Annotated in this window: 12 protein-coding genes; all 12 read right to left on the bottom strand. The window is 74.3% G+C overall.

Translation table 11 applies throughout. The features are described 5' to 3' along the window. Positions 1-50 precede the first annotated feature (50 nt). A complete protein-coding gene (locus H0S66_RS17210; RefSeq protein ID WP_179616454.1) occupies positions 51-344 on the bottom strand; it encodes a GNAT family N-acetyltransferase in 294 nt (97 codons plus the stop codon). Next, positions 341-748, bottom strand: coding sequence for a hypothetical protein (locus tag H0S66_RS17205; protein WP_179616453.1), 408 nt, complete (start codon positions 746-748; stop codon positions 341-343). The genes H0S66_RS17210 and H0S66_RS17205 overlap by 4 nt, the downstream gene beginning before the upstream one ends. Before the next feature lie 10 nt (positions 749-758). Then, positions 759-3,452 (bottom strand): DEAD/DEAH box helicase, encoded by a 2,694-nt coding sequence (locus H0S66_RS17200; protein WP_179616452.1) that lies wholly within the window; start codon positions 3,450-3,452, stop codon positions 759-761. Continuing rightward, positions 3,452-4,438: a site-specific tyrosine recombinase XerD gene (locus tag H0S66_RS17195; protein WP_370463687.1), complete on the bottom strand. Its 987-nt coding sequence runs from the start codon at positions 4,436-4,438 to the stop codon at positions 3,452-3,454. The genes H0S66_RS17200 and H0S66_RS17195 overlap by 1 nt, the downstream gene beginning before the upstream one ends. Before the next feature lie 2 nt (positions 4,439-4,440). Then, positions 4,441-5,556 carry an alanine dehydrogenase gene (gene ald / locus H0S66_RS17190; protein WP_179616451.1) on the bottom strand — a complete coding sequence of 372 codons (1,116 nt, stop codon included), beginning with the start codon at positions 5,554-5,556 and terminating at the stop codon, positions 4,441-4,443. Further along, the gene (locus H0S66_RS17185) at positions 5,553-6,197 is read right to left on the bottom strand and encodes an NUDIX domain-containing protein (protein WP_179616450.1); all 645 of its coding nucleotides are present in this window, start codon (positions 6,195-6,197) and stop codon (positions 5,553-5,555) included. Before H0S66_RS17185 ends, ald begins: the two co-directional genes overlap by 4 nt. 29 nt (positions 6,198-6,226) lie before the next feature. After that, positions 6,227-7,915: a CTP synthase gene (locus tag H0S66_RS17180; RefSeq protein WP_179616449.1), complete on the bottom strand. Its 1,689-nt coding sequence runs from the start codon at positions 7,913-7,915 to the stop codon at positions 6,227-6,229. 50 nt (positions 7,916-7,965) lie between these two features. Next, positions 7,966-8,841 (bottom strand): copper transporter, encoded by an 876-nt coding sequence (locus H0S66_RS17175; RefSeq protein WP_179616448.1) that lies wholly within the window; start codon positions 8,839-8,841, stop codon positions 7,966-7,968. A 9-nt stretch (positions 8,842-8,850) separates the two neighbouring features. Then, the gene (locus tag H0S66_RS17170; RefSeq protein WP_180923675.1) at positions 8,851-9,306 is read right to left on the bottom strand and encodes a SteA domain-containing protein; all 456 of its coding nucleotides are present in this window, start codon (positions 9,304-9,306) and stop codon (positions 8,851-8,853) included. Positions 9,307-9,320: 14 nt separating this feature from the next. Continuing rightward, positions 9,321-10,052 carry a putative cytokinetic ring protein SteA gene (steA, locus tag H0S66_RS17165; RefSeq protein ID WP_180923673.1) on the bottom strand — a complete coding sequence of 244 codons (732 nt, stop codon included), beginning with the start codon at positions 10,050-10,052 and terminating at the stop codon, positions 9,321-9,323. Positions 10,053-10,132: 80 nt separating this feature from the next. Next, the gene (gene recN, locus H0S66_RS17160; RefSeq protein ID WP_179616446.1) at positions 10,133-11,893 is read right to left on the bottom strand and encodes a DNA repair protein RecN; all 1,761 of its coding nucleotides are present in this window, start codon (positions 11,891-11,893) and stop codon (positions 10,133-10,135) included. Beyond that, positions 11,890-12,789, bottom strand: coding sequence for an NAD kinase (locus H0S66_RS17155; RefSeq protein WP_179617488.1), 900 nt, complete (start codon positions 12,787-12,789; stop codon positions 11,890-11,892). Before H0S66_RS17155 ends, recN begins: the two co-directional genes overlap by 4 nt. Positions 12,790-12,840 lie beyond the last annotated feature (51 nt).

Here is a 12,840-nt window from a genome sequence, read left to right as displayed (position 1 = left end):
GCACAGGCGATCCACCGCCTGTGGAGCAATCTGTGGACGGCTGTTGACGCTCAGCGGACGAGGAGGTCCTCGTACTCCGGGTGCTTCTCGATCCAGCCGGCGATGAAGGAGCACTGCGCCACCACCGACCGCTCCCCCGCTGCGCGCACGTCGTCGAGGGCCTCGCGGGCCAGGGCCGAGCCGACCCCGTCGCCGCCGAACTCGTCGCCGACCACGGTGTGGGTGAACACGACCCGGGCCGGGTCGTCGGCGAGCTCGTACTGCGCCACGCCGGCCTCGACCCCGTCGAGGGAGGCGACGTAGCGCTGCTGCTCGGGCTGGTGGGTCACGACCGCATCGCTCATGCCGGCGATCGTAGGTCGGGGCGTCTCACCCCTGGGGGCGCACCGCCGACCACGAGCACCACGTGGCCCGGCTCGGAGTCGTCGTCGCCCAGCACGTCGACCCGCACCCTGCCCGCCTCGACGCCCACGGTCTCGTACTCCCTGCTGTAGATGTCGCGCAGCACCAGCAGTCCCTCGGACTCGATCTCGAACGAGCCCAGCCGCACCAGGTCCGCGAGCCCGTCGCGCGACGCGTCGTCGGTGAGCTCGGCCAGGGTCGGGCCGTCGTCGACGCTGCGCACGGCGACCGCGACGCAGTCGCTGGTCGCGACGCAGGGCGCGCCCCCGAAGGAGGTCGGCGGGGCGAAGTCCTCGCGCCCCACCAGCAGCAGCACCGAGCTGGGCGGTCTGATCATGCGGCTCACGGCGACCCCCTCAGCCGAGCCGGTGGAACGCCACGGTCGGCATCACCAGCTCGCCCAGCTCGTCGGTGGCGTCGAGGTCGGCCACGGCGTCGATCACCCAGTCGTGGTGGCCCTCGGGGTCGTGCACGGTCTGGCGCACCTGGAGCAGCCGGGCCGGGGCAGCGTCGTCGTCCAGGCCGGCCGGTACGCCGGTCGCGGCGGTCGTCACCAGCAGGCGGGGCCCGCGGGCGTCGGGGCCGAGGTCGACGCGGTCGTGCTCGGCGTAGTACTCCTCGATGGCGGAGTCCCAGGCCGAGCGTCCCACCACGACCTCGCGGGCCGGGTCGGTGCGGTCGGCCGCGGCCCGCTCGAGGGCCATCAGGCCGTCGAGGTCGTCGCGCGCGACCAGCTCGACGCGCCGGAACATCGCGTTGCGCACCATCACCTCGAACGAGCGCCCCTGCTGCGAGAGCGGTCGCGGTGGCGGGGGCGGCGCGTGGTGGGTCAGCTCGTCGCCCAGGCGTGCCAGTGCGGCCGCCGGGTCGGTCAGCGCCTCCCACTCGTCGAGCAGCGAGGAGTCGGTCTGGCGCACGGTCTCGCCGAGCCAGTCGACCAGCGCCTCGAGCTCCTCGGAGCGGTGCTGCTCGGGCACGCTCTGGCGCAGCGTGCGGTAGGCGTCGGTGAGGTAGCGCAGCACCAGGCCCTCGGAGCGGGCCAGCTGGTAGCGCCCGACGAGGTCGGTGAAGCTCATCCCCTGCTCGTACATCTGGCGCACCACCGACTTGGGGTCCAGGGCGTCCTCGGGCAGCCAGGGGTGCGCGCCGCGGTAGAGCTCGTACGCCGCGCCCAGCAGCTCGGCGAGCGGCTGGGGCCAGGTGATCTCCTCGAGCAGCGCCATCCGCTCCTCGTACTCGACCCCGTCGGCCTTCAGCTCGTTGACGGCCTCGCCGCGCGCGGCCCACTGCTGGGCCATCAGGATCTGGCGCGGGGAGTCGAGCACCGCCTCGACGACCGAGACCACGTCGAGCGCGTGGGTCACCGGGTCGGACTCCTCGGGCGGGGTGAGCACGTCGAGGGCCTCGAGCGCGAAGTGGGCCAGCGGCTGGTTGAGCGCGAAGTCGGGCGGCAGGTCGTGGGTCAGCCGGTAGCGGCGCCCGTGCTCGTCGAGCTCGTCGAGGCGCACCAGCACCCCCGAGGCCACCAGCGAGCGCGCCAGGCGCAGGGCCCGGCGGGCCAGGCGGCGCTGCTGGCGCGGCTCCTCGTGGTTGTCGGTGAGCAGCCGCCGCAGCACCGCGAAGGCGTCCTCCTCGCGGGAGACCACGTTGAGGATCATCGAGTTGTCGACCTTCATCCGTGAGGCCAGGGGCTCGGGCTCCCCGGCCACCAGCTTGTCGAAGGTCTGCTCGGTCCACACCACGGTACCCTCGGGCGGCTTCCTCAGCTGCGCCTTCGACTTGCGCTTGGCCTGCTTCTCCTCGCTCATCGCGGCGTTCTTGGCCGCGGCCTTGGCCTTGGCCTTCTCGTTCTCGATGGTGTGCTCGGGCGCCTGGACGACCACGTAGCCCGCGGTGTCGAAGCCGGCTCGACCGGCCCGACCGGCGATCTGCAGGAACTCGCGGGTGCGCAGCACCCGTTGGCGGGTGCCGTCGAACTTGGCCAGGCCGGTGAAGAGCACGGTGCGGATCGGCACGTTGATGCCGACCCCGAGGGTGTCGGTGCCGCAGATGACCGAGAGCTCGCCCGACTGGGCCAGCTGCTCGACCAGGCGCCGGTAGCGCGGCAGCATCCCGGCGTGGTGCACGCCCACCCCGCGCTTGAGCATCTTGGCCAGGGTCTTGCCGAAGCCGGCGCCGAAGCGGGTGCCGGCCAGCCGCTCGCTCATCCCCTCCGGCTTGGGGATCCAGCCGGCGTTGAGCAGCGAGGTGGAGTGCTCGACGGCAGCGGCCTGGGTGAAGTGCACGACGTAGACGGGCGCCTGCCCGGTGGTCACGATCTCCTCGAGCCGCTCGGGCAGCGGGTCGAGCGACCAGCTGAACGACAGCGGGACCGGGCGCTCGGCGTCGTCGACGACCGCCGTCTCGCGCCCGTTGCGGCGCGTCAGGTCGGCTCCCAGCGCGCTGACGTCGCCCAGGGTGGCCGACATCAGCAGGAACTGCGCCTGCGGCAGCTCGAGGAGCGGTACCTGCCAGGCCCAGCCGCGGTCGGGCTCGCCGTAGTAGTGGAACTCGTCCATCACCACCAGCCCCACGTCGGCGGCGCGACCCTCGCGCAGCGCGAGGTTGGCCAGCACCTCCGCGGTGCAGCAGATGATGGGGGCGTCGGCGTTGACCGCGGCGTCACCGGTCAGCATCCCGACGTTGTCGGCGCCGAAGACCGTGCACAGGTCGAAGAACTTCTCGCTGACCAGCGCCTTGATGGGCGCGGTGTAGAACGAGACCCGGTCGTCGGCCAGCGCGGTGGCGTGCGCGGCCAGGGCGACCAGCGACTTGCCCGACCCGGTCGGTGTCGCCAGCACCACGTTGCTGCCGGCCAGCAGCTCGAGCACCGCCTCGTCCTGGTGCGGGTAGAGCGCCAGGCCCTTGCTCGCGGCGTACGCCGCCACCGCGTCGTAGACGGCGTCGGCGTCGGCGCCGACCCGTGGCCAGTCGAAGCCCTGCAGCCGGTCGGCCCCCTCGGTGGTGCGGGGGTCCTGCTGGGTCTCTTGCTGGGTGTCCTGCTGGGTCATCAGCCTCTGGCTCTCGGGTGCGCGGTCGCGAAGACCTCGCGCAGGTTGTCGACGGTCACCAGGGTGTAGACCTGGGTGGTGGTCACGGACGCGTGGCCCAGCAGCTCCTGCACGACGCGCACGTCGGCGCCACCGTCGAGCAGGTGGGTGGCGAACGAGTGGCGCAGCGTGTGGGGCGAGACGTCGCGGGTCACCCCGGCGCGCTCGGCGGCCCGGGTCAGCACGGTCCAGGCCGACTGGCGCGAGAGGCGTCCGCCCCGGGCGTTGAGGAAGAGCGCACCCCCGGTGCCGCCCGGCCCACCGAGCCCGGCGAGCTCGGGGCGGGCGCGCACCAGGTAGGCCTGGACCGCCTCCAGGGCGTAGGAGCCGACCGGCACGATGCGCTGCTTGCCGCCCTTGCCGCGCAGCAGCACGGTGCCCTCGAGGGGTGCTGCCTCGTCGGTGGCCAGGTCGAGGTCGTCGACGTCGAGCCCGACCGCCTCGGAGATCCGGGCGCCGGTGCCGTAGAGCACCTCCAGCAGCGCCCGGTCGCGCAGGGCCAGCGTGGTGCCGGGGGCGCCGGCGGCCTCGAGGATCGCCTCGACGTCGGCCAGCGGCAGCGCCTTGGGCAGCCGCTTGGCCGGCGTGGGCGGCTTGACCTCCCGGGCCGGGTCGGTCTCGGCGAGCCCGTCGGCGACGGCGAAGCGGTGGAAGCCGCGCACCGCCACCACGGTGCGCGCCGCCGAGGTGGCGCTCAGCGGCGGGTGGTCGGCGTCGCCCTCGCGCAGGTGCACCAGGAAGGCACCCACGCCGGCCTCGGTCACGTCGTCGAGCCGCTGCACGCCCTGCGCCGCGAGGTGGGCCAGGTAGCGGCGCAGGTCGCGCCGGTACGAGGCCAGGGTGTTGGCCGCCAGCCCCCGCTCGACCGAGAGGTGGTCGAGGTAGGTGCGCACCGCGGCCCCCAGCGCGTCGGCGGGGGCCGCGGTGCGGGCGTCGAGGGCGGGCACGCTCAGGAGAGCACCTGCTCCAGGCCCACCGCGTCGATGCCGGTCGCCGCGCCCACGGGCTCGTTGGTCAGCTGGCCGTCGTGGGTGTTCAGGCCCTTGGCCAGGGAGCGGTCGTCGACCAGCGCCTGGCGCCAGCCCTTGTTGGCCAGCGCGACGGCGTACGGCATCGTCGCGTTGGTCAGGGCGTACGTCGAGGTGGTCGGCACGGCGCCCGGCATGTTGGCCACGCAGTAGAACACCGAGTCGTGCACCTGGAAGGTCGGGTCGGCGTGCGTGGTGGCCCGGGTGTCCTCGAAGCAGCCGCCCTGGTCGACGGCGATGTCGACGAGGACCGAACCGGGCTTCATCCGCGAGACCAGCTCGTTGGAGACCAGCTTGGGGGCCGCGGCGCCGGGGATCAGCACCGCACCGATGACCATGTCGGCCTCGGTGACGTGCTGCTCGATGGCGAGCTTGGAGGAGGCCAGCCCGTGCACCTTGTTGTTGTAGCGCCAGAACGACATCCGCAGCTTCTCGAGGTCGGTGTCGAGCAGGGTGACGTCGGCGCCCATGCCCAGCGCGATGTTGGCGGCGTTCTGGCCCGAGACGCCGGCTCCGATGATGACGACCTTGGCGTTCGCCACGCCGCCGACGCCGCCGAGCAGCACGCCGCGCCCGCCCTGGGCCTTGAGCAGCGAGTGGGCGCCGACCTGGGGCGCCAGGCAGCCGGCGACCTCCGACATCGGGTAGAGCAGCGGCAGCGCGCCGTTGTCGAGCTGCACGGTCTCGTAGGCGATCGCGGTGACCTTGCGCTGGAGCAGCTCCTCGGTCAGGGGCTTGTCGGCGGCCAGGTGCAGGTAGGTGAAGAGCACCTGCCCCTCGCGCATCCGGTGGTACTCCTCGGCGACCGGCTCCTTGACCTTCAAGATCATGTCGGCGCTGCCCCACACGGCGTCGGCGTCGGGCAGGATCTCGGCACCGGCGGCGACGTACTCGTCGTCGGTGACCTGGGAGCCGAGCCCGGCGTTCTTCTCGATCACCACCTGGTGGCCGGCCGCGACCAGCTCGTTGACGCCCAGGGGCGTGATGGCCACCCGGTACTCGTGGTTCTTGACTTCCTTGGGGACGCCGACCTTCATCTGCCTGCTCCTTCTTCCTGCACGGGTCCCGGCACCCCGTCGTGCCGAGCGGTCCCCGCGAGTCCGCGGGCGTGCGCGACCAGTATCGCGATGACGAGAGGTGCGTCACAAAGTCGACCCTCGAGCACCCCGGTGCGCAGGTCGTCGAAGGGCACCCAGGCGGCCTCCATCTCGGCCTCCTCGTGCTGGGGCTCGAAGTCGCCGCGCCCGACCTCGGTCAGGTCGCGCGCCAGGTAGATGTGGGCCAGCTCGGCCGAGATGCCCGGCGAGGCGTAGGTCGAGACCAGGTGCGTCCACTCCCCCGCCGCCAGCCCGGCCTCCTCGGCCAGCTCGCGCCGCGCCACCTCGATGGGGTCCTCGTCGTCGCCGTCCATCAGCCCCGCAGGGATCTCCACGAAGCGGTGCGCCGCGGCGTGGCGGTACTGCCACAGGCACAGCACCCGCTCCTGCTCGTCGACGGCCAGCACCACCGCGGCACCCGGGTGCTCGAGGACCACACGCCGGAACGGCTCCTCGTCGGGGTGGTCGGGGCGCCGGACGTGGTCCTCGCGCAGCGCGACCACCCAGCCGTCGCGGTGCAGGTCGGCCGAGGCCGTCACCGGCCACGTGGTGGGGACGTCTCGCAGCGGCGGGTGGTCCATGGACGCGACGCTACCGGTGGGCACCGACGTCAGTCGTCGGCGGGCTTGCGGCGCAGGCCCTTCTCGTCGATCGGGAAGCGCAGCTCGCGCTGGCGGGTGATCGCCGCGCCGACCAGCCCAGCGAAGAGCGGGTGCGGGCGGGTAGGCCGCGAGCGGTACTCCGGGTGCGCCTGGGTGGAGACGTAGAAGGGGTGCACGTCGCGCGGCAGCTCGACGAACTCGACGAGGTTGTTGTCGGGCGAGGTGCCCGAGAAGACCAGGCCGGCCGACTCCAGGTCGTCGCGGTAGGCGTTGTTGACCTCGTAGCGGTGCCGGTGCCGCTCGTGCACCTCGGCCTGGCCGTAGGCCGCGCGCACGACCGAGCCCTCCTTGAGGGCGGCCGGGTAGAGGCCCAGGCGCATCGTGCCGCCGAGGTCGCCCTCCCCGTCGACGATGTCGACCTGCTCGGCCATCGTGGCGATGACCGGCTCGGGGGTCTGCGGGTCGAACTCGGTCGAGCCGGCCTTCTCCAGGCCGAGCACCTCGCGGGAGTACTCGATGACCATGCACTGCAGGCCCAGGCACAGCCCGAGGGTGGGGATGCCGTGGGTGCGCGTGTAGGTCAGGGCGCCGAGCTTGCCCTCGAGCCCGCGGATGCCGAAGCCGCCCGGCACGCAGACGGCGTCGACGTCCTGGAGGTGCTTGGCGGCGCCGGCGGGGGTGGCGCACTCGTCGGAGGCGATCCAGCGCAGGTTGACCTTGGCGCTGTGCGCGAAGCCGCCGGCGCGCAGCGCCTCGGCGACCGAGAGGTAGGCGTCGGGCAGGTCGACGTACTTGCCGACCAGGCCGATCGTGACCTCCTCCTCGGGGTGGTGGACCCGCTCGAGGAGGTCGTCCCACAGCGTCCAGTCGACGTCGCGGAAGGGCAGGTCGAGGCGGCGCACCAGGTAGGCGTCGAGGCCCTCGCGGTGCAGCACCTTGGGGATGTCGTAGATGGAGGGCGCGTCGGCGGCGGTGACGACGGCCTCGTCGTCGACGTCGCACATCAGCGCGATCTTGCTCTTGATCGAGGCCGGCAGCTCGCGGTCGGCGCGGCACACGATGGCGTCGGGCTGGATGCCGACCTGGCGCAGGGCGGCGACCGAGTGCTGGGTGGGCTTGGTCTTCAGCTCGCCGGAGGGGCCGATGTAGGGCACCAGCGAGACGTGGATGAAGAAGCAGTTGTCGCGCCCGACGTCGTGGCGCACCTGGCGGGCGGCCTCGAGGAACGGCAGCGACTCGATGTCGCCGACGGTGCCGCCGACCTCGGTGATCACGACGTCGATGTCCTCGCCGCCCATCGCGAGGACCCGGTCCTTGATCTCGTTGGTGATGTGCGGGATCACCTGCACGGTGTCGCCGAGGTAGTCGCCGCGGCGCTCCTTGGCGATGACCTGCGAGTAGACCTGCCCGGTGGTCACGTTCGCGATCTGCGACAGGTCGGTGTCGAGGAAGCGCTCGTAGTGGCCGATGTCGAGGTCGGTCTCGGCGCCGTCGTCGGTCACGAAGACCTCGCCGTGCTGGAACGGGTTCATCGTCCCGGGGTCGACGTTGAGGTACGGGTCGAGCTTCTGCATCGTCACCCGGAGGCCGCGCGAGCGCAGCAGCCGACCCAGGCTGGAGGCCGTGAGTCCCTTCCCGAGCGAGGAGGCGACGCCTCCGGTCACGAACACGTGCTTGGTCGGGCCTGAGTTCCTCACGGAACTCCACCCTACTTCAGCCGGGGGCCGGTTCCGAACCCGACTCGCGCTCAGGTGACGGGGACCGCACCGTCCTCGCCGGCCGGGCCGTAGTCGCCCCCGGCGCCGCCGGTCGCGGCGAGCAGCGCGAGGGCCGCGGTGACCTGGCCGGCGGGCGTCTCCACGCCGTCCACGCTGAGCACGCCCCCGGGTGTGCCGTCCTCGCGCAGCGCGGCCAGGGTGCCCTCTCGCGCCGAGGTGGAGCCCGCGGCCACGACGGTCCCGCCGGCCACGGTGGCCAGCCCCGAGACCAGCCCGGAGAGCACGTCGGGGTCGGTGTCGTCACCGAGCACCAGCAGCACCAGCGGGGCGCGGTCGGCGTCGGGGTCGCTGGTGCTGAGCAGGTCGGCTCCCGCGAGCCCCTGGCGCACGGTGCGGGCGTTGCCGCCCGCGGGGGTGCCCTCGGGCGCCGAGGTCGCGAGCGCGAGCCCCAGCAGCTGCCCGAGCCGGTCGTACGCCGGCGCGTCGGGGTCGATGGCGCCGTCGTCGACCTCGTCGACCAGGCGGCTGCCGAGGGTGTCGACCAGCGAGGTCGAGGACCCGCCCACCAGCCGGTCGAGGAGCTCGTAGCGGGCCGCGACCTCTCCCCCGGCCTGCTCGACGTGGGCGGTGAGCGCGCCGAGCACCTCGTCGTCGGGGCCTCCCGTGGCGACCAGGGCCACCGAGCGTCCCTCCAGCCCCCCGTCGAGCAGGGCACCGGCGGTGGTGGCGGCGAAGGTGTCGGCGTAGTCGCCGAGGGACGTCTGCGGGGCGGCGGCGCTGGCGGGGGTCTCGTCGCCCGCGCCGTCGTCGGCGTCGGCGAGCGGTCCGCCGCCGAGGACCACCCCGACCGCGAGGGCGAGGAAGACGGCGACGAGCGAGACGACGTGGTGGCGGTAGGTGATCACGGTGCTACCTCAGAGATCGGTGAGTCGGTCGGTCAGGGAGCCGGCACGGTCGGCCCAGCCGGCGAGGCGCTCGCCCCACCACGCGGCCCACTCCTGGCCCACCGGGGTGACGGCCAGGGCGCACAGCAGCGCGACGAGCCCGGCCAGCATCACGACGTAGAGGTGGCGGGGCCGCACGCGACCGGAGTAGAGCAGCGGGACCGCCGTCGCGTCGACGAGGCGGGGGCCGAGGGCCAGGCGGGTCAGGTAGGTGCTGGCGACGCCACCGCGGTCGCGGTCGAGGAAGTCCTCGAGGTCGGCGTGCAGGCCGACCCCGACCACGGGGCTGGCCTCGCCGGCCTTGGCCAGCAGCAGGGCCGCGTCCTCGGCGGTCGCGGTGGTGCTCAGGGTCGCTGCGCGCACCCCGACCCGCTCGACCGCAGCGGTGGTGGCGTGCCCGTCGCCGGGGGCGACGACGACCACCACGTCGGCGGCGGCGGTCAGGGTCGCGGCCGGGGCGGGTCCAGGTCGCTGCGCCCGTCGACGACGACCACGTCGGGCTGCAGGCCGGCGGCCGCGAGGCGGTCGGCGGCCTGGTGCACCGCGATCACGACCGGGTGCTGCTCGCGCACGTAGGGCGTCACCAGCGCCAGCTCAGCGGCCAGCTCGGGACCCTCCACCGCCACCACGGCGGCGCGTCCCTCGAAGCGGGTGGCCAGGGCGGGCAGGCCGCGCCCGTGCAGGAGCAGCTCCTCCTCGCGGCGCAGCAGCTCGGCGGCGTTGTGGGTCAGCGTCTCGAGCTGGGAGGCCAGCCCCAGCCGGGCCCGCTCGGTCTCCTCCTCCAGGTCGGTCAGCGCCAGCAGGCGCCCCTCGAGCACCCGGCCGTCGTCGAGGTGGAGCGCCGACTCGTGCAACCGCACGCTGCTGCCGTCCTCGACACCGCCGGCGGCCGCACCGACCCGGTCGAGCAGCAGCACGCCGTGCTGGGCCAGCAGGCCGGGGCCCTGCGCCGGGTAGCGCCCCGACATCATCGGGGCCGCGTTGACCACGGCCACGACGCCGGCGTCGACCAGCGACTGGGCCGTGGCGCGGTCGAGGTCGCTGTGGTCGACGACCGCGACGTCGCCGGGACGCAGCCGCGACAGCAGCGTGCGTGGGCGGCGCTCCACGCGGGCGGTGGCGGTGAGGCCGGGCAGGACGGGGGCCGGGCGACGGCGGACCGAGAGCTTCATATCGCTCCACTGTCGCACCGAGACGGGTCGCTGCGTCGAAGGCGGGCGCCGTGTCGCCGCCCGCCCGTGTGACCCGGGTCTCAGGCCAGCGCGCGGGCCGGCTGGGCGACCTCGAGCAGCTCGCGGGCGTGGGCGACCGCGGTGTCGGAGCCGGCGAGACCGGCCATCATCCGCGACAGCTCGACCTCGCGGGCGTCGTCGTCGAGCAGGGTCAGGCCCGAGCTGGTGACGCTGCCGTCGCTGGACTTGCGCACCACCACGTGCCGGTCGGCGTACGCCGCGACCTGCGGCAGGTGGGTCACCACCAGCACCTGCGCGGAGCGCGCGAGCTGGGCGAGGCGGCGGCCGACCTCGACGGCGGCGGCGCCGCCGACCCCGGCGTCGACCTCGTCGAAGACGAAGGTCGGCACCGGGCTGGTGCCGGCGAGCGCGACCTCGAGGGCCAGCATCACCCGCGACAGCTCACCGCCCGACGCGCCCTTGTGCAGGGGCCTGGGCTCGCTGCCGGTGTTGGCGGCCAGCAGCATCTCGACCTCGTCGACGCCCGAGCGGGCGTAGCGCAGCCAGCGCCCCCCGACCCGCAGCGGGGCACCGGTGGGCAGCTCGCCCTCGGCCGGGGCACCGGTCTCGTGCTGGTGCACGGCGATGGTGAGCCGCGCGTGCGGCATCGCGAGCAGCCCGAGCTCGGCGGTGACCTCGGTGGCCAGCCGCTCGGCGGCCTCCGAGCGCGCGGCGGTGAGCTGCTCGGCGGTGGCGGAGAGCTCCTCGCGCAGGCGGACCTGCTCGGCGCGCAGCTGCTCGATCCGCTCGTCGGTGCCGTCGAGCTCGAGGAGCCGCGCCGCGGACTGCTCCGCCCAGGCGAGCACCTCCTCGACGGTGTCGCCGTACTTGCGGGTCAGCGCGGTCAGCGCGGCCCGGCGCTCCGAGACCCCGGCGAGCCGGGCCGGGTCGACGTCGATGCGGCTGGCGTAGCCGGCCACGTCGGCGGCGACGTCGGAGAGCAGGTAGATGACCTCGGCGAGCCGGTCGGCCAGCGCCCCGGCTTCGGCGTCGTGCTCGCGCACCGCCTCGAGGGCGGTGCGGGCGGCGGAGGTGGTGGCCAGCGCGTCCGGCGCGCCGTCCTCGCTGGAGAGCGCCTCGCGCGCCTGCTCGGCCGCGGTGCGCAGGGTGTCGGCGAAGCCGAGCCGGGTCTCCTCGGCGGCCAGCTGCTCCTCCTCGCCCGGCTCGGGCGCGACGGCCTCGACCTCGCCGAGCCCGAAGCGCAGCAGGTCCGCCTCGCGGACGCGTTCGCGGGCGTGGGCGACCACGTCGTCCAGCTCGCCCTCGACCTCGCGCAGCCGGTCGAAGAGCCCCGTCCACCGGGCGAGCAGGTCGGCCAGCGGCGCCCCGCCGAAGCGGTCGAGGGCGCCACGCTGGGCGCGGGCCTGCAGCAGCCGGTGCTGGTCGGACTGCCCGTGCACGGCGACCAGGGGCTCGGCCACCGCGGCCAGCCCCGAGACGGGGACGCCGGCGCCGCCGACGAAGGCGCGGGAGCGGCCCTCGGCCGAGACGTTGCGGGCCAGCACGACGCGCTGGTCCTCGACCTCGCCGCCGACCTCCTCGACCGCGGCGACCAGCCCGGGCAGGTCGGCGGCCGCGACGACGCCCTCGACCCGGGCGCTGCGGGCGCCCAGGCGCACGGCGCCGCTGTCGCTGCGTCCGCCCAGGAGCAGCCCCAGCGCGGTGACGATCATCGTCTTGCCCGCACCGGTCTCACCGGTGATGACGGTCAGGCCGGGGCCGAGCTCGAGCGTGGAGGCGTCGATGACGCCCAGCGAGCTGATCCGGATCTCCTCGATCATGCGTCCTGCCCCCTGCGCCGTCGCTCCGCCGAGCCGCGCCAGCCCTCGACGGGCAGCCCGAACTTGGCGACCAGCCGGTCGGTGAAGGGTGCCTGGTGCAGCCGGGCCAGGCGGACCGGCCGCTCGCCGCGACGCACCTCGATGCGGGCGCCCGGGGGCAGGTCGACCGCGCGCCGCCCGTCGCACCACAGCACCCCGGCGGAGTCGGTGCGCGCGAGCACCTCGACGGCCAGGACGGAGGTCGGCGCGACCACCAGCGGCCGCGCGAAGAGCGCGTGCGCGCTGATCGGCACCATCAGCAGCGCCTCGACGCCGGGCCACACGACCGGGCCGCCGGCGGAGAAGTTGTAGGCGGTGGAGCCGGTCGGGGTGGCGCACACGACCCCGTCGCAGCCCCAGCGCGAGAGCGGGCGGCCGTCGACCTCGACGACCACCTCGATCATCCGCTCGCGCGCGGCCTTCTCGACGCTGGCCTCGTTGAGCGCGAAGGTGGAGGTCACCACCTCGCCGTCGCGCAGCACCTGCACGTCGATGCTCATCCGGTCCTCGACGCTGTAGCGGCGGGCCACCACGGCGTCGATGACCGAGGCGACGTCGTCGTGCTCGGCCTCGGCCAGGAAGCCCACGTGGCCCAGGTTGACCCCCAGCACCGGGGTGCCCGCCTCGCGGGCGATCTCGGCGGCGCGCAGGATCGTGCCGTCGCCGCCGATGACCAGCGTCAGCTCGCAGTCGTCGCTGGCCCCGGCCTCGGTCTGGGTGGTCTCGACGTCACCGGCGACGCCGAGGTCGTCGGCCTCGCGGGCGATCATCCGCACCACGATGCCGTGGCCGGCCAGGGCGCCGGCGACCTCGTGGGCCACGCTGCGGGCCTCGTCGCGGCCGGTGTGGGTCAGCATCAGCACCCGGCGCGCGGGGCGGTCGCCGTCGACGGGGGCAGACGACGGTCG

Origin of the sequence: Nocardioides marinisabuli (assembly GCF_013466785.1) — a bacterium.
In the GTDB taxonomy this organism is placed as follows: Bacteria; Actinomycetota; Actinomycetes; order Propionibacteriales; family Nocardioidaceae; genus Nocardioides; species Nocardioides marinisabuli.
Note: the sequence above shows the minus strand (reverse complement) of the source record. Positions and strands in the feature narration are given on the sequence as shown.

Coding starts and splice junctions, on each gene's coding strand:
- H0S66_RS17210 (WP_179616454.1), bottom strand. CDS start 344: ATGAGCGATGCGGTCGTGACCCACCAGCCCGAGCAGCAGCGCTACGTC.
- H0S66_RS17200 (WP_179616452.1), bottom strand. CDS start 3,452: ATGACCCAGCAGGACACCCAGCAAGAGACCCAGCAGGACCCCCGCACC.
- ald (WP_179616451.1), bottom strand. CDS start 5,556: ATGAAGGTCGGCGTCCCCAAGGAAGTCAAGAACCACGAGTACCGGGTG.
- H0S66_RS17185 (WP_179616450.1), bottom strand. CDS start 6,197: ATGGACCACCCGCCGCTGCGAGACGTCCCCACCACGTGGCCGGTGACG.
- steA (WP_180923673.1), bottom strand. CDS start 10,052: ATGAAGCTCTCGGTCCGCCGTCGCCCGGCCCCCGTCCTGCCCGGCCTC.
- recN (WP_179616446.1), bottom strand. CDS start 11,893: ATGATCGAGGAGATCCGGATCAGCTCGCTGGGCGTCATCGACGCCTCC.
- H0S66_RS17155 (WP_179617488.1), bottom strand. CDS start 12,789: ATGCTGACCCACACCGGCCGCGACGAGGCCCGCAGCGTGGCCCACGAG.